Annotated in this window: 17 protein-coding genes and 3 tRNA genes; all 20 read right to left on the bottom strand. The window is 61.6% G+C overall.

What is annotated here, in order from left to right; translation table 11 throughout:
• Positions 1 to 16: 16 nt before the first annotated feature.
• Positions 17 to 601 (bottom strand): transcription termination/antitermination protein NusG, encoded by a 585-nt coding sequence (gene nusG, locus FYJ85_RS09405; protein ID WP_106054167.1) that lies wholly within the window; start codon positions 599 to 601, stop codon positions 17 to 19.
• Between the two features lie 12 nt (positions 602 to 613).
• Positions 614 to 856 (bottom strand): preprotein translocase subunit SecE, encoded by a 243-nt coding sequence (gene secE, locus FYJ85_RS09410; RefSeq protein ID WP_206213073.1) that lies wholly within the window; start codon positions 854 to 856, stop codon positions 614 to 616.
• 36 nt (positions 857 to 892) lie between these two features.
• Positions 893 to 969: transfer RNA gene (locus tag FYJ85_RS09415), tRNA-Trp, on the bottom strand.
• A 21-nt stretch (positions 970 to 990) separates the two neighbouring features.
• Positions 991 to 1,140, bottom strand: a complete 150-nt coding sequence (gene rpmG, locus FYJ85_RS09420) for a 50S ribosomal protein L33 (RefSeq protein ID WP_106054166.1) — start codon at positions 1,138 to 1,140, stop codon at positions 991 to 993.
• Between the two features lie 75 nt (positions 1,141 to 1,215).
• Positions 1,216 to 2,412: an elongation factor Tu gene (tuf, locus tag FYJ85_RS09425; RefSeq protein WP_106054165.1), complete on the bottom strand. Its 1,197-nt coding sequence runs from the start codon at positions 2,410 to 2,412 to the stop codon at positions 1,216 to 1,218.
• A 69-nt stretch (positions 2,413 to 2,481) separates the two neighbouring features.
• A tRNA-Thr gene (locus FYJ85_RS09430) sits at positions 2,482 to 2,557 on the bottom strand.
• Positions 2,558 to 2,663: 106 nt separating this feature from the next.
• Positions 2,664 to 2,748, bottom strand: a tRNA-Leu gene (locus FYJ85_RS09435).
• A gap of 146 nt (positions 2,749 to 2,894) precedes the next feature.
• The gene (locus FYJ85_RS09440; RefSeq protein ID WP_154418114.1) at positions 2,895 to 4,658 is read right to left on the bottom strand and encodes a hypothetical protein; all 1,764 of its coding nucleotides are present in this window, start codon (positions 4,656 to 4,658) and stop codon (positions 2,895 to 2,897) included.
• The gene (locus FYJ85_RS09445; RefSeq protein WP_154418115.1) at positions 4,655 to 5,851 is read right to left on the bottom strand and encodes a cell division protein FtsZ; all 1,197 of its coding nucleotides are present in this window, start codon (positions 5,849 to 5,851) and stop codon (positions 4,655 to 4,657) included. The genes FYJ85_RS09440 and FYJ85_RS09445 overlap by 4 nt, the downstream gene beginning before the upstream one ends.
• 4 nt (positions 5,852 to 5,855) lie before the next feature.
• Positions 5,856 to 7,133: a cell division protein FtsA gene (gene ftsA / locus FYJ85_RS09450; RefSeq protein WP_154418116.1), complete on the bottom strand. Its 1,278-nt coding sequence runs from the start codon at positions 7,131 to 7,133 to the stop codon at positions 5,856 to 5,858.
• 114 nt (positions 7,134 to 7,247) lie between these two features.
• A complete protein-coding gene (locus FYJ85_RS09455; RefSeq protein ID WP_154418117.1) occupies positions 7,248 to 8,384 on the bottom strand; it encodes a glycosyltransferase family 2 protein in 1,137 nt (378 codons plus the stop codon).
• Entirely contained in the window at positions 8,381 to 8,791 is a 411-nt protein-coding gene (locus FYJ85_RS09460) for a hypothetical protein (protein WP_154418118.1), read from the bottom strand. The genes FYJ85_RS09455 and FYJ85_RS09460 overlap by 4 nt, the downstream gene beginning before the upstream one ends.
• Before the next feature lie 376 nt (positions 8,792 to 9,167).
• Complete coding sequence (miaB, locus tag FYJ85_RS09465) at positions 9,168 to 10,514, bottom strand: tRNA (N6-isopentenyl adenosine(37)-C2)-methylthiotransferase MiaB (RefSeq protein ID WP_106054159.1); 1,347 nt, start codon at positions 10,512 to 10,514, stop codon at positions 9,168 to 9,170.
• Positions 10,511 to 11,641 carry a glutamate 5-kinase gene (proB, locus tag FYJ85_RS09470; protein WP_154418120.1) on the bottom strand — a complete coding sequence of 377 codons (1,131 nt, stop codon included), beginning with the start codon at positions 11,639 to 11,641 and terminating at the stop codon, positions 10,511 to 10,513. The genes miaB and proB overlap by 4 nt, the downstream gene beginning before the upstream one ends.
• 48 nt (positions 11,642 to 11,689) lie before the next feature.
• Positions 11,690 to 13,588, bottom strand: coding sequence for a hypothetical protein (locus FYJ85_RS09475; protein WP_154418122.1), 1,899 nt, complete (start codon positions 13,586 to 13,588; stop codon positions 11,690 to 11,692).
• Positions 13,585 to 15,384 (bottom strand): O-antigen ligase family protein, encoded by a 1,800-nt coding sequence (locus FYJ85_RS09480; protein ID WP_154418124.1) that lies wholly within the window; start codon positions 15,382 to 15,384, stop codon positions 13,585 to 13,587. The genes FYJ85_RS09475 and FYJ85_RS09480 overlap by 4 nt, the downstream gene beginning before the upstream one ends.
• Positions 15,385 to 15,472: 88 nt before the next feature.
• Positions 15,473 to 16,084, bottom strand: coding sequence for a DUF1559 family PulG-like putative transporter (locus tag FYJ85_RS23660; protein WP_154418126.1), 612 nt, complete (start codon positions 16,082 to 16,084; stop codon positions 15,473 to 15,475).
• A 276-nt stretch (positions 16,085 to 16,360) separates the two neighbouring features.
• Positions 16,361 to 17,437, bottom strand: a complete 1,077-nt coding sequence (locus FYJ85_RS09490; protein WP_154418128.1) for an Lnb N-terminal periplasmic domain-containing protein — start codon at positions 17,435 to 17,437, stop codon at positions 16,361 to 16,363.
• Complete coding sequence (locus FYJ85_RS09495; RefSeq protein ID WP_106054152.1) at positions 17,409 to 19,337, bottom strand: esterase/lipase family protein; 1,929 nt, start codon at positions 19,335 to 19,337, stop codon at positions 17,409 to 17,411. Before FYJ85_RS09495 ends, FYJ85_RS09490 begins: the two co-directional genes overlap by 29 nt.
• Positions 19,334 to 21,280, bottom strand: coding sequence for an AI-2E family transporter (locus FYJ85_RS09500; protein WP_106054151.1), 1,947 nt, complete (start codon positions 21,278 to 21,280; stop codon positions 19,334 to 19,336). The genes FYJ85_RS09495 and FYJ85_RS09500 overlap by 4 nt, the downstream gene beginning before the upstream one ends.
• Positions 21,281 to 21,326 lie beyond the last annotated feature (46 nt).

Genomic DNA, 21,326 nt, shown 5'->3' on the forward strand with positions numbered 1-21,326 from the left:
AAAGTTCGAGTCACCGTCAAACGGTGCGCTCGACCTGCCAGAACTCCAATTCGACCGGAGTGGAACGACCGAAAATCGAAACCATCAGCTTCAGCTTGCCGCGTTCGTTGTCGATTTCCTGAATCGCACCCTCGAAATTCTCAAACGCACCGTCTTTGATGCGAACCATTTCACCAATTTCAAATTCGACCTTCGGCCGGGCGGCCAGAGTCTCGCCGGTCTGGACCGGGCGCAGCAGATCCTCGACTTCCGCATCCGAAAGCGGAGTCGGCTTGTTCGCGCCGCCGAGAAAACCCAGAACCCCCTGCACGCTACGCACAAAATACCACGCCTTTTCATCAACCATGCCCAGATCGTCATAAAGATCCATCCGGACCCAGATATAACCGGGGAAGAGCTTGCGCGTCATCGTCGTCTTCTTCCCCTGACGAACTTCCGTAACCTTTTCCGTCGGAATGAACGCTTCGTAGACCGGAACCTGATCGCCGTTCTGAAGCTGGCGCAAAATCGTATCGCGAACCTTGTTCTCATGCCCGGACAGGGTATGAATCACAAACCACTGGCCCCGATTGTCGCGTTCGGTATCAACTGAATCGTTCATCTTGCTCTCTTCCTAAAACTTTCCGACCGTGATCACGCGGATCACCCATGCAGCCACCCAGTCAACCGCAGCCACAAAGCACGCCAGAATCGCAATATTCACCACGACCAGCACGGTTGATTCAAAAAGCTGTTGACGGTTCGGCCAGGTGCAACGGCCCAGTTCGGCCATCGTTTCCGAAATAAAGCGCCGGATTTTGCCTGTAACCATATCGAACCCGGCGGCTGCACCGGTGCGCTTCTTACCGTTTTCCATCTTCACTTCCCTGGTTCTCGACTGTTTCACAAAAAATGGCAGGAGAGGTGAGGCTCGAACTCACGACCTGCGGTTTTGGAGACCGCCGCTCTAGCCAACTGAGCTACTCTCCTGACTGTAAAAGCCATCCCTGCTTAGCGGGTCTCTTTGTGGACCGTATGCTTACGCTCGAATTTGCAGTATTTTTTCTTTTCCAGGCGCTCGGGCGTATTGCGCTTCTCTTTCTTCGTCGTGTAGTTGCGACGCTTGCACTCCGTGCATTCCAGAATAACCAATTCACGCATAACTTTACCTACGTGTTACATGAAACTCCCGAGCCGCCGTTAACCGACGGCCCGGGCAGATATCGGATGCCGAAATTACTCGATGATTTCGGAAACCCGGCCGGAGGCAACCGTGCGGCCGCCTTCACGGATCGCGAAACGCAGACCCTTTTCCATGGCGATCGGAGCGATCAGCTCAACCGTGATGGAGGTATTGTCACCCGGCATGACCATTTCGGTGCCTTCGTTCAGGGTGATCGTACCGGTCACGTCGGTCGTACGGAAGTAGAACTGCGGACGGTAGTTGTTGAAGAACGGAGTATGACGGCCGCCTTCTTCCTTGGACAGCACGTAGATCTCGCCCTTGAACTTCGTGTGCGGGGTCACGCTGCCCGGCTTGGCCAGAACCTGACCGCGCTCGACATCTTCCTTCTTGGTGCCGCGGAGCAGGCAGCCGACATTGTCGCCGGCCTGACCCTGGTCGAGCAGCTTGCGGAACATTTCGATACCGGTGACGGTGGTCTTGACGGTCGGCTTGATGCCGATGATTTCAACTTCGTCATTGAGCTTGATGATGCCGCGCTCGATACGGCCGGTAACCACAGTGCCGCGACCTTCGATCGAGAACACGTCTTCGATCGGCATCAGGAACGGCTGGTCAACATCACGCTGCGGCTCCGGAATGAAGCTGTCGACAGCATCCATGAGCTCGAGAATGCAGTTGCAGGCCGGATTGTTCAGATCGCCTTCGGCCTCAACAGCCTTCAGAGCGGAACCCTTGATGATCGGGGTGTCGTCGCCCGGGAAGTCGTAGCTCGAGAGCAGCTCGCGGATTTCCATCTCGACAAGCTCGAGCAGTTCCGGGTCGTCAAGCTGGTCGACCTTGTTCATGAAGACGACGATCGCCGGCACACCGACCTGACGGGCGAGCAGCACGTGCTCGCGGGTCTGCGCCATCGGGCCGTCGGTCGCCGCGATCACGAGAATCGCACCGTCCATCTGAGCCGCGCCGGTGATCATGTTCTTGACATAGTCAGCGTGACCCGGGCAGTCAACGTGAGCGTAGTGACGCTTCTCGGTCTGATACTCGACATGGGAGGTATTGATCGTGATGCCGCGCTCTTTTTCTTCCGGGGCGTTGTCGATCTCGTCATATTTACGGACTTCACCGCCGAACTTCTTGTTCAGCACCATGGTGATCGCGGCGGTCAGAGTGGTCTTGCCGTGGTCGACGTGGCCGATCGTGCCGATGTTGACGTGAGGCTTGGTTCTTTCGAATTTTTCCTTAGCCATTTTTCCCTCCTGAAAAGGTTTAGAGTTTTTCCACTGAAAAATCTTTTTCTACAACTGCTGGATACAAAATGGAGCCCACAAGCGGACTTGAACCGCTGACCTCATCCTTACCAAGGATGTGCTCTACCGACTGAGCTATGTGGGCACTACCCTATTCCAAATCTGCCCGCTTCCGACAAAGAGACCGGCATGTCTTTCCCCACGCCGGCTCATATCTCTGCATCCGGATCCGTTCAGAACCTGTTGAAAAATGGTACTCGAGGGGGGACTTGAACCCCCAAGGATTGCTCCATATGGACCTCAACCATACGCGTCTGCCAATTCCGCCACCCGAGCACAATCAACTGCTGCAATCGGCACATTCATCTTAGCTGTGCCAATCACATTTCCTAATATATTCCATTTGACTGCATTTGCAAATCGAAAAAACATTTTTTTTGAAAAAATCCGTCATTCGATTGATTTCAGACCGTCTATCAGCCTCATTTCCGGAGCCGGAATCCGTTCCGGCCGCCGATTTCGGCTCCGTCGAACTTCTGCATCCGGCTGCTTCCGGCGGCGGAATCGACGGCTTCCACTTCAAACCCGTCCGCAGAGTACGCCAGCGGACCGCCGGCAGGGTCCGCCAGCAGCTCGGCGGAGAGGCCGGACACATCCGCGAGCGTCTCCGGGAAGCCGCCCCGCGCTTTCCGGCTGCGGTCCAGCGCAAGCGCGACCCGCGCCGAGCGCACCTTCCTCAGCAGGGCCACATACCTGTCCATTTCGCCATTCACCTCCGAAAGGACGCTGACGACCGGCTCCGCGCCGAACGGCAACACCCGGAGCCACGCCGCAGCAGCCTCCAGCCGCTGCGGCTCCGAAACCGCGTTCCGGAACCGCTCCATCCCCTCCAGATACCAGAACTTGCAGCGGAACCGCGCCCACTGGAACGCCGGAAACAACCGGCTCACCCCGGAGAACCGGCCGGATGCACGGCTCCACTCGACCATCGGGTCGAGCCCTGAAATCAGGGAGAGCGCCACCTCCCCGCGCAACCCCTGCTCGAGATTCGCCGCCAGCTCTTTCTCCGAGGCAGCCAGGTCGGCGTCAAGCAGCCGCATCTCGCGATCCGAATGAATGCCGAACTCATTGACCACCCGCTCAAGCGCATCAAGACGGCGGGACTCCATCCCCATGACGACCATGCTGTAAATCAATGCGGGCTCCGCGCTCAGCTGACGGCGGAGATTTCCCCAGCCGGTCCAGCTTTCCCCGACCTGCCGGTCGTTGCCGATACTCGCGGCGGAGAGGAGCCGCAGCAGCTCCAGCCATTCAAGCTGCCGGTAACGCATGATCAGCTCCTGCGTGTCGCCGACTCCTTCGAACCCTTTTGCCAGATCACAGCCGAGCCGGGCCGTCGGAATGCGTTCAAGCTCCGTGAGCTTCCGCATGGGAGCGTCCTGGTTGAATACGAATTTCTCCATTTCGACATAGGCGTCGGGCGGCACGTTCTCAATCCACACCGGGGCCGCCAGCCTCGCCAAAGCGTCGGGAATCGCCGGAATCATCTTCCATGCAGCGACCAGTTCCGCTCCGTTCTGCCCGTTCAGCCGGTAGCGCTTCGCCAGATCCGCCGCCGACACCGGCTCGGACGCGGTCTCCAACTGCGCCAGCTTCGCATCGCACATCCGCTCCGCACGTGAAGCTTCATATCGCACGACCCCCCAGGCGGCGATCGCAAGCACCAGCAGCAGAATCACTTTGCAGCGGATCGCCCACGGAACCAGGGAGTCCTGCGGAGACACCACGCGGACCACGGCCGAACGGACCAGCATCCCGGTCAGCAGCCAGATCAGAACCATCAGCAGCGCGGCGGTCCAGAAATTCATCACGCAGGCCAGGAAGGCCAGCGGCAATGCGATGTAATTCAGCCGCAGCGCATTCAGATAGCCCGGGTTCCGCCTCCGGATGAACTCGAGCTGATCCCCCCAGAGCCGAAAAAACGAAAAGAATCCGTAGTATTCGGCATCGGCATCCGTCAGATTCTGCACGATGTTCGCCAGCTGCACATGGCTCCAGCGGAACCAGACCGCCAGCGCCAGAAACGCAAACATTGCAATCGCGCCGACTCCGGCGGCGCCGGCGGCGCCGGCACGCGGATCGGACAACGCCCAGAATCCGCCCAGCTGAAGCACGATCCACGGAACCGCCAGAAGCGCCGCCTGCCCCAGATTCGCCCTCGAAAGAGCACGCTTCAGATCACTCACTGTTCCACCCCGCGTTTTCCGTTATCGATCGTGATGTTGCGCCTCTTGAAGGTCGGGACATCGAGATCGTCATTCCCCCATTTCACCTGCGGCCCGCGCTCCATCACGCCTTTGGAGATCGGTTCCAGCGGCAGGATCAACTGATCCGCATCGGCCGCATGCGCGGCGGCGCTCCGGGTGCGCTTCGGCGCCCGCTCGGAGCTGCTGCGCAGGAGCTCGCTCGCCTCGCTCTCCGCATCGAACCTGACCGTCACGGCGGAGAGCATGAGCTTGCCCGCCCACTCCTCGCCGGTCGCGGCGCCGACGATCAGCCGCGTCTCCGGCTTCACCTGACGTCCGGCGAGCTCCAGCAGCTGCTTCGTCTCGCCAAGCGACAGCTCCGGGCCGCCGAGCAGCGTGAAGATGACCGCATCCGCTTCGCCGAGCTTATCCGCCCCGCCGAGCAGCGGAGAGTGCAGCAGCCGTTCCATCGCAGCCTCGCCGCGGTTTTCTCCGTCGATCTCGCCCGACGCCACGCCGACACCGATGCTGCAGAAGCTCTTTTTCCGGCGCAGGAGCGTGATGAAATTGCCGAAATCGGCCGCCAGCAGATTTCCGTGCAGCAGCACCATGGTCAGCGCCAGCACCGTCCGAGACAACTCCTGATCGGCCAGCTTGAACGCATTCGACAGCGGCGTCGTCGACTCCAGCACCGAAAACAGCAGATCATTCGGCAGACAGATCACCGCGTCGGCCAGGCCGAGCAGCTCCTCCTTCACCGTATCTTCGGCGATCTTCCGCTTGCTGTGTCCCTCAAGCGTAAACGGCAGCGAGACGAAAAACAGCGTCGGGATCTCCAGTTTGCGCGCGACGGAGAGCACGACCGGCATTCCGCCGGAAGCGGTTCCGCCGCCGAGTCCGCCGATGACCAGAAGAAACGGCACGCCCTCAAGCAGCTTTTCGATCCGGCTGCGTTCATGCGCAACGACACGCTGACCGTCGAGCACGCTGCCGCCGCAGCCGCGGCCGGCACGCCAGCGCGCTCCGGCCAGCAGCCGCGCCTCCTCCGGCAGTCCCGACCGCTCGAGACCGGCGGAATCGCTGTCTATGGCGAGGAGGCGCAAAGGAGCCGAAAGCGGATTCTCCCGCAGGATGCCGACGATCCGGCAGCCGGTTCCGCCGATTCCGAGTACGGTGATTTTCTTCTGTTCCATAGTTTCAGCCCCGCAATGCGCCTTTGAAATTCTGCCACCCCATCCGGGTCTTGTTCAGCACGCCGTCCACCACATCGATCAGGCTGCCGACCATGCCGCGGCCGCTCTGTCCCGCGTTCAGTTCGTTGTAATACCCTGCGATTTTCAGCGCGCCCCAGATCGTGCTGCAGCGCGGCGTATCAAGCCCGGTCAGAGCACCGCCCGCCTCGAACGGCTGCCCGATCCGGCACGACATGTCGAACACCTCGCGGAAAATCGGCGCCGTCCGTTCGAACAATGCGCCGCCCCCGGTCAGGACGCCGCCCGCGTCGAGGCTGCCGAGCGCTCCCTGCGCCGCCGCCATCGACCGGATGATCTCGAAAATCTCGCGCAGCCGAGCATCGATGATGACTTCGAACGACGGCAGCGGAATCTTCCGCCCCCGGCCGGTCGAACTCGGAAACTCCATATATTCGCGGCGCTCCTGCATGGCGCGCTGCAGCGTCTTCTCCTCGATCAGCTTGCGGCAGACGTCGATGTGCAAATCGAGTCCGAGCGAAAGGTCATTGCAGACATGATCGAAACCGATCTGAAGCACGCCGGAAGCCTGCACGCCGGAGTTGTATTCGACCACGAATTCGGTAGTTCCGGCGCCGAGGTCGACGAGCAGCACGCCGTGCTCCCGCTCCTCGTCGGAGAGGATGCCGAAATCGTCGGCCAGCGGCGAAAAAGCAACTTCGATCGCCGCCTCCTCGAATCCGGAGTCGCGAACGATCGAGCGGAAATTCTCAAGCCGGGCCGCATCGGCATGCACCACATGGACATACGCCTCGAGCTTGCTCGCGGTGTGGTTCAGCGGATTGCGAATCCGGCGCTCATCGATCGTAAAATAGGATTCGGAGCTGTTGATGATCTCGCGCCCGGTGGCGAGGTGGAGCACCCGCGCGTTTTCATGCGCCTCGATCCGCTCCTTGTTGGTCACCTTGTGTTCGTCATTCCTGACCACCACCGAGCCGATGCCCTGAAACGCCTCCATCCGGCAGCCGGTCACCGCGACAACCACGACCTTCGTGCTGTTCAGCAGCCCGTCCGAAGCGCTCTCGGCATCCGCGATGGCGTTGCCGAGCTGCTCGAAGGCGAGGTCCATATCCTCAATCTCGCCCTTGACCACCGAACCGGCGGAAGGGGCGGAACCGCGCCCGACCACATTTACGCGCCCGTCCGGCCCGGCTTCACCGACCAGCACATTGATCTTCGATGTGCCGATTTCGATCGCGGTGACGATGTCCCTGGTATGAAACATGACTCCTCCGTAACTGGTGGAATTGCAAAAAACTCTTCCCTAAAATATACAGGAGTTTACCGCAAATTACCAGCCGCCCGGAAGATTTTTCCCCATCAAAGCCGGGGGCCCTCCTCAAATACGCTTCTTTCCGGCAACGGATGGAATTCCGTTTCCGCAAAATCGGTCGATCCGGTGCAGATAGCGCAGCGTCTTGAGCCCGTCGAACCAGCCGTGAAACGCGGCCAGACGGGCGTCACGGCGATCCGGCGTATTGGCCAGCACCTTCGGCCAGATGAGCAGGAAACCCTCCTGACGCAGGAAGTCGGCGGAACATGAATCAATCTGGTCCAGAAAGAGTTCCGCCTCTTCAAGCCCGCCGGGACCGGCAGCGCGGGCCAGCAGCCGGCCGAGAAAAGCAAACGCGGCGTCGGAAATTTCTGCGGGCGCCTCCCCGGCCATCAGCTTCCGCACCGCCGGACCGGTTCCGAACGGGACCCGGTCCGACGGGCGCGGCGACGGGTGAACCAGCACCCGGTCCCCTGTGACGACCCGGCCGGTTTTGGCGGCGGCCTGCAGGAAATAGAAATCCTCGCCCCCCTTGCGGACCCGCATGCCGCCGGCGCGCACATAGGCTGCCGCCCGCACTGCAAACGCCGAACCGACCGTCAGGAACGCATACGGCGAACCGGCCCGGCGCAGGCGGTCGACATAGCGTTCCAGATACGCCTCATAGCTGCGGATCGCCCGTTCCTCCTCCGGCGTCGCGCCGGGACGGTGCGAAAACGGAATCGACAGCGCCGATGCCGCAGGATTCCGTTCAAAGCAGCCCCGGACAGCATCAAAGTAGTCCGGTTCCGCAACCGTATCCGCATCGAGAGAGGCCAGAATCACGCGCTCCGCCTGTTCCGCATGGCACGAAGCGATGACGGCGTCCATGCCGAGCTTGCGCGCTTCGCCGACGCCGCCGGTCAGATCCGGGGCGTCGATCCAGAAGAGGTTGCGGCAGGAAAACGCGCCGGACGCCAGCAGCCGGAGCAGTTCTCCCGATGCCGCCTTGACCCGCGACGGCGCGTCGGCCGGATGATTCACGACAAGAAGCACCATATCATCCGCGCCGGGCGCGAGCGACGCCAGCGTGTTGCCGATCTCCTCCAGCTCGTCGCAGGCCGGAATCACCGCGGCGCAACGGAATCCGGCAACGACCGGACCGGGTTCGACCGGCAGCAACCGGCACTTGCGCAAATACTTCTGAAGTTCCCGCTCTTTCAAGGCCGTTTCTCCTCCGGCAGGCGGAAGAACCGGACGAACGGTCCCCCCCTGCGCCGCACCTGCCTCTGCAGAATCCCGGCTTTTCCGAGACTGATCAGAAAAGCGACGGCGAAGAAAAGCAGGCGCCGGAAAATCACTGCCGCACCGCGCCGCGGCAGGTCGCGCAGCCAGGCAAGAAAAAGGCGGAACGGATTGCCCGAAGGCAGCAGCTTCCAGATTTTCCCGAAAGAGGCGCCGGAGTCTTTTCCTTCGGGAAGGCGGTAATGCGCGAAAGCCGCGGGCGGGCGAACCGGCGGAAACGGCGCGATGAACGACGGCAGGGAAACGGACGTCTGTTCTGCCTCGGGCGGTACAGCCGGTTCGGGTTCTCCGGCGATTCCGGGACCGGTATTGTTATCGTTCATCATCAAATCTCCTGGGCAGACGATGTTCAGGTATTTGCAGATAATGACGTGACTCCGCGGTCAATCTTATCTCTCTTCTCGATTGATGCAAGTGTTTTGCAAAAAACATTGCATATCATCAACGCCGACTGCCGCAAAGGAAACGCCTGCATGACCGGTTTCCTGGAGCTTCGGAAGGAATTCCAGAGGGGCGAAAGCCTTCCGCGGAGTCTGCCCGGAAAAGCGCAACAGCCCCAGGAAGATCCGCCGCATGGCGCGTTCCCTTCCGAAAACACGATCCTTATGCACGTTCATGCAACAGGCCGGCCGGGAATTCCATCCGAATCGCCGATTCGGTTTGTGAACTTCGCCGCCTTAGAGCTTATTCAGGGATAAGCTCTTACTCCTGCACCAGCTCGCCGAAGAGCGAAACGCTTCCGGCACGCGTGATTTTCACCCTTCGCAGCGTCCCCGCCTCCAAATCCGGCTCCGGCAGAAAATGGATCACCCGATTCGTCCCGGTGCGTCCGCTCCAACGCTCCGGATTGCGCGGGCTCGTCCCTTCCACCAGCACCTCCTGCACCGAACCGACCTGCCGCCGCAACGCCGCTTCGACCCGCGTCTTCAAATCGGCGAGCAGCAGCGCATTGCGCTCCTCCTTCACCTCCTGCGGCACCGAATCCTCCTGCGCCGCCGACTTCGCCCCGGGACGCGGCGAATACTTGAAGATGAAGCTGTTGTCGAACCCGATCTCATTCATCAGCTCCCGGGTCAGGCGGAAATCCTCATCGCTCTCCCCCGGGAAACCGACGATCACATCGGTCGAAAACGTCACATCCGGCATGGCCGTCCGCAGCGCGGCGGCCACCGCCCGGTAGCCGTCCGCCGTATACTGCCGGTTCATCGCCGCCAGAATGCGGTCCGAACCGGATTGCAGCGGCAGGTGAATATTGTGACAGACCGTCCGGCTTTGCGCAATCGCCGCAATCAGCCGGTCGTTGAAATAGGTCGGATACGGCGAAGTGAAGCGAATCCTCAGCAGGCCCGGAATCCGGTCGAGCTCTTCCAGCAGCTCCGCGAACGGCGAAACTCCCGCCGGCGGAGGATTCACGTTCCCGCCCCACCCGTAAGCCGCCACATTCTGCCCGAGCAGCATGATCTCCTTCGCGCCGCCCGCAACCAGTTCGCGCGCCTCGGCAACCACATCCGCCGGCTCCCGGCTGATCTCCCGGCCCCGCACATACGGCACAATGCAGTAACTGCAGAAGCGGTTGCAGCCGCGCGTGATCGCAATCTGAGCCTTGAAATTCATCCCGTCCCCTTCCGGCCGGTAATGACTGCCCATCCCGGTCAGCACATCCGCCGATTCCGTGATCGACGCAACCTGCCGCCGGTCGGCACGGATCGACTCGATCAGCGGCACAAGCGTGTGAAGCTGCCCGGTGCCGAGCACGAAATCAAGGTGCGGCAGCTCGTTCAGCAGTTCGTTCCCGAGCCGCTGCGCCATGCAGCCGAGCGCGCCGATCACCAGCTCCGGTTTTCGCGCCTTGAGCTTCCGCATATAACCGATTTTGCCCTTCGCCTTGCGTTCGGCCTGCTCGCGGACGCTGCAGGTGTTGAAGAGCAGCACATCCGCCGCCTCCTCCGAATCGACCATCACGTGACCGGCTTCGGTCAGCATTCCGGCCAGCGCTTCGGAGTCGCGCTCGTTCATCTGGCAGCCGTAAGTTTTGATATGGATTTTCATGGGATATTCAAGGTCAGGTTGTCGCGGTGAATCACTTCCTCATCCACATTCGGCCCCAGAATCGTGTGGACCTGCGCCGACCCCCGGCCGCAGATCTGCAGGCAGTCGGCCGCATCGAAGTTGACCAGCCCGCGCGCGAACGGAACGCCGTCCGGACCGGAAATCTCGACCGTGTCCCCGCGCTTGAACGCACCCGACACAAACTTCACCCCCGAAGGCAGCAGACTGCGCCCCTGCTCCCGGACCGCCTTCGCCGCCCCCTCATCGACCAGCAGAGAGCCGGAAACCCGGCTGAAAAAACTGATCCAGCGCTTGCGGCCCGGAATCCGGCGGGCCCGCGGCAGAAATACCGTGCCGATGTCCTCCCCGGCCAGAACCTTTTCGAGCGCCCCCTTCTCGCGGCCGTCCGCGATCCAGAGATACTCGCCCGCGGCGGTCACAATCTCGGCGGCGTGCAGCTTCGAACTCATCCCGCCGATCGAAAACTCCGAATTGTCGGTGCCTCCGGCCATCGCACGGACCGATTCGGAAAGCTCCTTCACCACCGAAATCCGCTTCCCGAGCGTGCCGTCCTCATTGCGTTCGCGCAACCCCTGCTCGGTGGTCAGGATCACCGTCAGCCGGGAATCGGTAATCGAGGCGAGCATGCCGGCCAGCGTGTCGTTGTCGCCGAACTTCAGCTCGCTGACCGACACCGAGTCGTTTTCATTCACGATCGGCAATACGCCGGCATCCCAGATCGCATTCACGCAGTTCATCACATTCAAATAACGCTCGCGGTTCCGCAGATCGGCGGCCGTCAGCAGCAGCTGCGCGGTTTTGAAGCCTCGCTTGCGGCACTCCGCGTCATAGATCGCCATCAGTCGGCTCTGGCCGATGGCCGCCAGCGCCTGTACCTGCGCCAGCTCCTTCGGACGCCTCTTGAGCTCAAGGGCCCGCATCCCCATGCCGACCGCGCCGGAGGTCACGAGCAGAACCCGTTTGCCCGCCCGCCGCAGAACGTCGATGCCGGAAACCAGCTCGGCAATCGCCTCCTGACTCGTCAACAGCCGCGTTCCGGCCTTGACCACCACCTGACGGGCGCTCTTCAGGAGCTCCCGCCGCACCGCAAGATTGTTCTCATCCATGATTGTTCCAGATTGAAATCGTTGATAAATCGCGGGTAATATACACCTTCAACGCACGACTTTCAACAGCCGGTAGCGGCCGCTCCCCGGAACCGGCACGAAAAGAAGCTTTTCTCTTTTCAGGAGCTCGAGAAAATGCAGCGTCAACTGCTCGTTCTCCCGGTCGAAATCCGAAATCGGGTCCGGGTTGCGCGGAGATTCGCCGCCGACCAGAATCACGATGTAATCGACTCCGCCCCGCACAAGCTCGCCGTACGCCTCTTCCGGCGATCCCGGAACCGGCGTGAAAAACGCCTCCTGGAAGAACGGGGTGCCCAGCACGCAGCGGCGCGGCATGTAAAGTCCCCGGCGGTCGAACACCAGCATGACCTTCGCCTCCTCCGGAAGCGTGCGGCCGATATAGTCGAGCAGATTCGCATACTCCTTTTCCCGGTCCGCAAAACGCAGAAAGTCGGCGGGCGCCTGCCGGGCGACCGGCATGGAGCGCCAGGCGTAATAGAAATTTTTCCAGACCTCGGGCTGAAACGACAGAAGCGTCGCCGCCGCAATGACGGCCAGGGCCGCATTGCGCCACCGCACCGGCAGCCAGGCCAGACCGGAGGCCGCCAGAAACAGGACCGGAAAGAAAAGCGGCAGGATAAAACGCGCCTGCTGCGAACTCACGCACCAGTACAGGTAAAAGAGAACGCCCCCGGCCGCCGCCCAGAGAAACGCCAGTCCCTTCCGGCGGAAACGCCGCGCCGCCCAATACCAGGCGAACGCGCCGATTGCCAGCATCACCGGGAATTGCCAGCCGAGCACATAACCGTCATAAATCTCCCTCCGGTAAGCGACAATAATCCACGAGGAGAAGAAACTCCCGATGCCGGCCAGCCCGAACCGGCTGGTTCCCAGCAGAGAATGGTAGACCTCCACGGCGGCGGCCGGAGCGGCCGGGTCGATATATGCCGCCCCGAACGGATAGAACGGATTCCCGGTCGCCAGCAGCGGCCGCAGGTAAAACGGAACCGCCGCCGCCAATCCCGCCGCCGCAAACCAGGCAAAGGCGAAACCGGCCCGCCTGCGCGGCACCCGGTCGAACGCCAGAACGCAGAAGAAGAGGCAGAGCAGCGCGAGAGAGGCCGCGCCTCCGGTCAGCTTCACCGCCGCCGCCATGCCGGCAAAGAAACCGGTCAGCAGCGCCAGCGGCAGCAGCCGGCCGCGAAACACGCGGACCGCCTGCGCCCCGGCCAGCAGATTCAGCAGGATGAACGGCTCCAGGTAAACCTCGCGCCACATGCCGCCGGTCAGCGGGGAGAGCAGAAACGCGGCGGTGAGGACCAGCGCCGTCTTCCGGCCGAAGCGGAGCAAAAGCAGATAAATCCACGGAACCGCAATCAGGCAGCAGCCCAGCACCAGCAGCCGCGGAAAATTCACTCCGCCGAGCCGGACGCCCCAGAGCATCAGGAAGTGCGGCATCGACGACAAAGCCGAATAAGGGTTGTCCGCAACCACCGCCGTGGACCCCTGCTCCAGATACCGGTACATCAATGCGACCTGATAGGACTGCTCATCCCACGAAAACGGCGGGACGAAGGCCGGAGCGGCGGTGATCCCGGCCAGAATCAGCACGCCTCCCCAGAGGACCCACTCCTCCCGGCCGAAGCCAGCCGCTCTCCGCGCCAGGCGGCAGGTGCCGTAAACGGCCGGAACAGCCGCAGCCCCGTACAGAACTCCGGCCGGAAGATGAATGACGGCATAATCCCCCAGCCGGAAAACGACCGCCAGCAGATCGAGTCCGGCGACCAGTGCAAGAAGCCCGCTCCCCGGATGCGCATCCTTCCGGCATCCAAGCTTCTCCAGCAGCAGGCAGCCGATCCCGTAAGCGGCAAGCAGCAGAATCAGAAACGCCGCCGCCGGCTCATACCATGCGCCCTGCATGGCTGCAATCAATTCGTTCAGAGTCATTTCCGCAATTCCTCCAGAAACGTCCGCAGTTCAAGCGGGCTGTCATCCAATATCTGGTTCCGGAGCAGATACGGAAACTCCTCCGGACGCAGCCCTTTCCGGGTCATCAGCTCAAGCCAGCGCTCTTCGAGGCGCCCGGCCTCTTCCCGGCGCCCCAGATGTTCAAGCACGCTCTGCCAGAGCCGGAGATTCACCGCGCTGCGCGGAAAATTTTTCTGCTCCGCTTCGAAATACGGCAGAGCGGCTTCCGGCTGCCCGGAGGCCGCCAATGCCCGCGCCATTCTCCCGAAGCTGTGCGAATAGGAGGAGAGCCGGCACTCCGCCGGAATTCCGGCAAGCGTCGCCGCCGCCGGGCGCGGGTCCTGAAAATCGAAAAGCTCCACGCCCGACAGCGTATACAGATTTTCCGCAGTCGGCCGGATCTCCACGCTGCGCTCCAGATCGCGCCGGGCCGTCGCCGGGTCCCCGTCCAGCAGAGCGAGCTTTCCGCTGCGGCAATACCATCCGCCGGCAAAATTCACCCCGAACAGAACCAGCGCCCCTCCCCACAGAAGCGCGGCCGGAGCAAAGCGGCTCCAGGCTGGAGGCACGGCCCGGACCCGCCTGACGCCAACCGCCAGCAACACCCCGGTCAGCAGTGCAAAAAGACCGCCGGCCAGCGGTGTGGCCAGCAGCACATCAAGCTGCCCGTGCAGCAGCAGCACAGCCCAGCACCAGGCGACCGGCAGAATCAGTTCGTCTCCCCGGCGGCGGCGGATCATTCCCCGGAAACCGGCGGCAAGGGTCAGAATGCCCCAGACAATCCCGAACAGCCCGAAGCCGCACCAGTAAAAAAGCAGTTCGTTATGCGGATGCGGATGCCGGTCCGCCGCGAAATCCGAATCGAAATAGGAAACCGGCAAATAAGGGGCGATCTCCCCCTCGAACCGGGAAGGTCCCACTCCCAGCAGCAGACGTTCTTCGCCAAGAGCGATCGCTCCCTGCCAGACCATCAGCCGGTTTTCCTGCGGCAGCCGGTCGGCCGGATACCCCGAACGCAAGCTGAGATAAACCGTACAGCCCAGAACCGCCGCCGTGAGAACCGTCGCGACGGCAACCGGCATCCGCCATTGCCGATGCCGGTGAAGCAGAGCCGCCCCGCCGAGCAGAACCGCGGCGCAAAACGTGCTGAACAGCGTCCCGCGGGAAGCGTAGTGCGGAATCAGCAGGAACTGTCCCCCCGCAAGTCCGAAAGCCAGCAGAAAACCAACGGCCAGGCGAAAACGCGCCGGCAGAAAAAACGCGAGCGACGGGATGGAGATCACCAGAAGAGTCCAGTTCCAGTTCCAGTTGCCCGCAAGACCGGTTGCCGGTAAACCGGCGGCCAGTTCGCGCAGGGAGATCGCTGCGGAGGCCAGAAACAGAACCAGCAGAAAACAGGGAAGCCGCCGCCGGATCTCCCGCGCCAGCACCAGACCCGCCAGCGGAAAGACAAAATAAAAAAGACCGTTCAGAAAATGGCCGGAATTCCAGCCGAAAGAAACCTGCTGGAGCAGGAGCACCACCATACCGATTCCGGCCAGAAGCAGGAAAAGCCGGAACAGGAGATCCCTGCCGCCCATGCGCAGCAGGGTCGGCAGAAAACAGAGCACCGGCCCGAGCCCCAGCAATGCAAGGACAGAAAAATCCACTCCGGCAACCTCGCCGAAGAGCGGCACCGTCACCGCCGCCGTCTTCCACCAGGCAAGCGGAAACTGCAGCAGCAGCGCCGACAGCAGCAACACCGCGCTCCAGCCCGGCAGAGATTCAGCTTTCAATCGGGTCATTCTTCCGCCACCACTCAGAAATCACAAAAAAGGGCAGGGTTGCACACCCCGCCCTTTTCATTACGAGCGAATCACAAAATTACTTGGTAGCGCCATCCCACGTGCCATTCGGCTCAATGGAGATGGTGTAACCACGATTGGCATTGGAATACCACTTGACGGTGCTGAAACCATTGACGTTGCCGCCGAGGAACAGGATGTTGCCGTAATCGGAGTGGTTCGGCGAATTGCCGTTACGCTTGGTGCTGCCGCTGCCGTTATCAGCCATGTCGGCCGCGACGCCGGAGTCGGAACGGCCGAACTTGGCCGAGTCGCCGAGCATCATGTTCGGGCTGTAGGCGTAGTCAATCGTATCGCTGTTGAGCTTGGCAGTGCCGGTCTGGGCGCTGGTGGTCGAAGACGGGCAGAGGAACACGGCATAATCGGTCAGAACGCCGGACGCGCGCAGCTCTTCAAAACCATTATCCCCAGTATTCCCCTTGGGATTTCCCTTCTCGGGAAGACGGCTGTCGAAATCGCCCGCATACTGCGCAAGGGCCAGACCGATCTGCTTCAGATTGCTGGTGCAGGCAATACGGCGGGCGCGTTCGCGCGCCTGGTTCAGAGCCGGCAGCAGCATGCCCGCCAGAATCGCGATGATCGCGATCACGACGAGGAGTTCGATCAGGGTAAACCCACGACTTTTCTTCATTTCCTTTTATCTCCTTTAGATGTTATTTCAGATCTCGAACCCGTCCTTGAAACGCCAATAATTAGAAAGACGAGTTCTCGCTCGTTACATATATTTTAGCAAAGAATTGTGAAATATGCAAGAGTGTTTCAGTTTTTTTTTCATTTTTTTCCTGAAAAACAGCGTTCCACGGTAAGAAATCGAAAATTAACCGCCCAAACTCGCATTTCTTTCGTCCGACCGGAAAATTCCCGGTTTTCACCGGTCGAAGCATGAAACCGTTTCCGTTACATTTCTTCATAAATTGGTCCGGATCAGTTCGGAATAACCGAGCTCCGACGGGAGTGCGGCGTAAAGGTCCGCCAGCCGCCGCTTCTTCAGTTCCGGAAACGTCTCCTCCTCCTGGTGCTTCAAATAACCGAGCTCGAACAGCAGTTCATCCGAATAGCCGTTCAGGAGAAGACGCAGATCCCCCTCGAAGGTCGGGTCGATCACCCGCAGCAGCGGCCCCAGGCTCGTCGTGCAGTTGCGCGTGATGCTGTTGTAGAACTCCGGATGCCGGGAGAGCGAGTCGGCCCGCAGAATCACATAGTCCAGCAGCTCCCGCGCCTGCGCCGGAGTCGCGTTGGTGCGGTAGAGATAGAGCTCTTCATGGCGGTAATCGGTCCGCAGCTTGAACAGATCCTCCTCCGTCGCCAGAATCATCAGAATCTCATACTGATGATAGAGGCCGGGAAGGAATCCCTGCTCCACCCCTTCCGGCAGGCGCGTCTCCATCGAAACGGCCAGATAGCGCCCGTCGGCAAAACCGAACGAGAGCATGGTGTGCGCAATCGCCTGCAGCCCGTCCCAGTGAGACACTGCGACATCCACCGTCCGCACGGTGGACGGATCGATGCAGAAATCGGTGTAACGGATATCGTAATCGTCCACGCTGCGGTAATGAAAATCCCTGACATTGTGCAGCATCACCCGGCTGCCGACAAACTCGACGGTCGGCGCGCGGCCCCACGGCTTCTGCCAGACCACATCGGCAAACATCCGTTCCGGCGTCATGGCCAGAAAAGCGCCGATCACCGCCAGCTCGACCGCCCCGACCGCCGCCAGGAAACGGCGCCGGCGCACGGAGATCAGCCAGAAGGCCAGAAGCGTCCCGGCGAAAACAGCCACGGAAGCACCGGACCAGTGGAACGCATAATACACCGCACCGACGCACCAGAGCCACGCCCCCAGCAGAAGAAGATACAGCGGCCCCCAGACCAGAAATGCGTGGAGCCGCGATCTCCCGAACAGCACCCGAATCCGCTTCCACCAAGAGACCGGGGCTCCGCTTTCCGGAACCGGCCTACTTTCGGGACAGTTCTTCATCTTCATTCCCCACTTTTCCCGGAAATTTCGGCAATTCGACCTTCAGCTCCGGAAACTGCCGCAGATGTTCGATCAGAATCCGCCGCAGCTCCTGAATCGCCAGGGGGTTGACCTGTACGCTGTGGCCGGATTTGACCACCAGCTCGCTCGCGGCGCCGTCCAGATGGCTGGAAAGATACGGCACGACTCCGTCGCTGCCGCCCGGCACGCCGTCCTCTTCCCGGTTGCCGATGATCGAATGGTAAACGACGCCCGGCGCAAACGGCAGGCTGCTCAGCAGCTTCAAGGTCCCGTTGTTCGGGTCGAGATTATCGATGCCGGTCGCGAACTTCGCGTCGTGCGGCATGAAAACCCCCTGATTCATCAGGGTCTTGATGATGCCGTCCCCGCGCGTCACGAGCGAAACCGGCAGCTCCACCATCTGCGAACCGATCCGGCCGATCCAGCTGTGCGCATAATCCGAACCGCGGTGCGGCACGGCGAGAAAAACCACGCGCTTCACAAACGGCAGCGCCTCGAAGGAGAACATCTCATCCAGAAACTCCCGCTGCTCCGGTTTCAGGTTCCGGAGAATTTCATCGGCCTGCTCCCCGAACAACCGCCCGACCAGATCTTCGCCTGAATTCATGACCATCGTCTTGGCAACCAGCCCGCCCATCGAATGGCCGACCAGCACCATGCGCGAAAACATCGTGGTCGGCCGCCCCGAGGCGCTCAGCCGTTCCGCTTCGAGCTGCAGGTCCTCGCGGAGCATCCTGGCCGAAAACAGCACCGGATTCCCGCTCGAATAAGTGAACCCCCAGAACTGATAATACTTCCGCAGCACCGGGTCGCTCTGCAGGGTGTTGATCATCTGCATCCAGGTGCGGATGTTCGACATGAGACCGTGCACCAGCACCACCGGAATCCGGTCGTCACGGAACGGTTCGAGCATATAAAGCCCCTGCATCTGCCGCGTCTCCTCCGGCTTGAGCATATAAGTCAGATAATCGAACGGCAGCGGATTGCGCACCATATAGGCCAGCGGAGTCGAGAAATCAAGTTCGAGCGGAAGCGAATATTTGCCGATCCTGACCGTCTCCCGGTTCCGGGAGTCGAGGAACGACAGCCGCGCCGTCAGCTGGCCGCCGCCTTCGTTGTCGAAATTGATCATCAGCGTGCCGGGCAGCGTCTGCTGCTGGGCGAACCGGGTCCGGTCTTCCTCCACCGCGTCGATCGCCTCTTCGGAGACCTGACAGATCAGGGGCGCGCCGATCCCGAAGCTCCGGCTCACATGGGTCAGATTTTTCGTGCGGAAATCGGCGCAGAGCAGAAATTCCGAAAAACTCTTCGGTTCAAGCGGCAATTCGTAACGCGGCGGCAGGAACGTGACGCGCTGGCCGCCGGCCGTGTTCAGCGAAAACGACGACTTCAGCTGAAGTCCGCGCTCCTGAAGATAATCGAAGATCTCCGCGATGGCGATATTGTAGATCCGCATCATCAGCAATCGCTCGGCATTGTACGGTTTCAAGTCGGGCTGATCCAGCACCGACAGATAGCCGTAACTGTAAAGCGCGGCCGAAAGATGAAAACGCACCGCCAGGTCGGGATCGCTTCTCTCACGCAGCCCGAGATTCAGCGCACAGTCCGCCAATGCGGCCAGATACTCGGGCCGCGGCTCCGAGCGGAACAGCTTTTCGAGCTCCCCGATCAGCTCCAGCGGCCGCTCGTCGTAGGTCTCTTCCAGCAGGAAGTTGCCGAGCAGGTTGTAGGTATCCTGCGTGATCCCCTTGGCGGTGACCGGGGCGCCGTATTCCGCCCGCCCCGCGGCGCCGACCCGGGTCACGCCGATTTCGCCGGCACAGCCGGCCAGCAGCAGGACGGCGGCGGCGAGCGCCGCCGGACGCAGCCGGTTCCGTACGTTCATTCCTCCACCTCCTTCCGGCTTCCGGATGCGCCGCCCCAGGCGTGGTAGATCTGGGGGACCAGGTATTTGATCACCGACGCCGCCGGGAGCGCCAGAATCATGCCGGGAATCCCGGCGAAAATCGCGCCGAGCAGCACGACGATAATCGTTTCAAGCGTGGTGAGCCCGAGCGATTCCCCGATCACCGCCGGATACAGGATGAACTGCTCGATGACCCCGTTGTAAATCAGGTAGGCGGCGATGATCCCGGCCAGCTGCACGCCGCTCACCGAAGAGCCGCCGACCGCCAGCGTAATCAGCACCGTCACCAGCGCGGACAGGATCGGCCCGATATACGGCAGCAGAATGCCGCAGCCGGCCAGCAGCCCGAGAACCGGAAAGTATGGAACGCCGAGAAAAAAGAAGCAGGTCGTGTAAACCGTCGCATCGACCACCATCAGAGTCAGATAACCGCGCACCCAGACCCGGAGCTTGTTGATGACTTCACCGATGATGCGCTGCGCTTCGGCGATCGTCTCCGGACTCGCCCCCGGCAGCCAGTTGCCGTTGAACACGGTCCGCACCAGATACTCGCTCTGCCGCTTCCGGCTCGGATCGTCGCCGGGACCGCAGAACTCCGCCAGCTTCATCAGGAACAGCAGGAAGAAGAAGATCGCCAGCAGCAGATCTGCCAGAATCACGCCGATCGTACCGATCACCCCGGCGGTGAAGGAAAAAAGGCCGCCGGTCCGCTGCAGCAGATAGCCGGCCAGCTCGCGCTGCGCCGATTCGTCGTGCAGAATCCGGCTGATCTGGTCGAGCCCCCATTTGACGAGCGGAAGATTCTCGAAACGCTCGCGCAGCCGTTCGAGGTAGACCTGCCCCTGCGCGATCAGCTTCCCGGCCCCGGTATCCCAGATGCCGTTGCCGGAGGCCGCCGGAAGCGCCGGCTCCGGGCCGGGAACGGCCGGTTCCGGCAGCGGCTCGCGGACGGCGGGAATGTCGTCGAGCGCGGTTTCGGCGCTCTCGACGATATGAGTACGCGTCCACCCCTTCAGATTCTGAAAATAATGATTGGTAAGGGCAGAAATCCCGCTCAGCAGCAGAATCGCGAAAATCAGCATGACGCCGCAGGTCAGCGCAACCGCCTGCGTGATGAGCTTGTGCTCCCGCCGTTTGTCCTCCTCCCCGGGCGAAGGCGGACCGGTCCGGCGGCGGCGCTGAATCCCCTCGGCAAGCCGCTGAAGCGGCGAAAACAGAAAATCGCCCGCCCGGAACAGCAGGTAGCCGACTCCCTTGCGCTGCCGCAGCCGCCGCTCGAAGTATTTCTCGAGCGGCAGCATGACATAGGCGGCGATCAATCCGAAAATCACGGACCGGAGCAGCGTCGCGGTCAGGATAAAAACGGCGATCACGATCAGCGCCACCAGCACGCCTGCGCCGGAACGCAGAATCCGCGCCCGGCGCAGCTGCGACTCGACGACTTCCCCGCGCATCTCCGCCATCTCCTTCCCGGAGAAGCCAAGCTTCCGGCCCAATTCCTCAATCAGTCCGGCGCTCTCCGGCAGGCTGTCGTTGCTCGCGGCCAGAATCAGAAGCGACCGGATCAGCCGCTCGCGTTCCTCTTCGGAATACTCCCGGAACAACGGCGCGGCCTCATCGGCCGTGACAAGCGGGCTCTGTCGCATTTCGGCGATCACCCGTTCGATCTTGACCGGAGAAAACTCATCCGCCAGCAGCCGCCGGAACGCATCGGCCTTCCGCTCCGTCATCGGCCCGTCGCTCTCCATGACCGTGCGGACCAGCGAAAGCACCATGCGGCGGCAGGCGAGCTCCTCGCGGCTGACCTCCTCGGCGCCCTCGCCGCCGAAAAAGGCGACGGCACGGGCAAAATTCCGGCGCAGCGAACGCTCCACGCGAACGCCGAACTTCAACGACCCCGGAATTTTCGAGAAATCAACCATCTTTCCGCTCTCCGCGGTGGATGCGAAACCGGCGCCGCCGGCCGCA

Origin of the sequence: Victivallis lenta (genome assembly GCF_009695545.1) — a bacterium.
Classification (GTDB): domain Bacteria; phylum Verrucomicrobiota; class Lentisphaeria; order Victivallales; family Victivallaceae; genus Victivallis; species Victivallis lenta.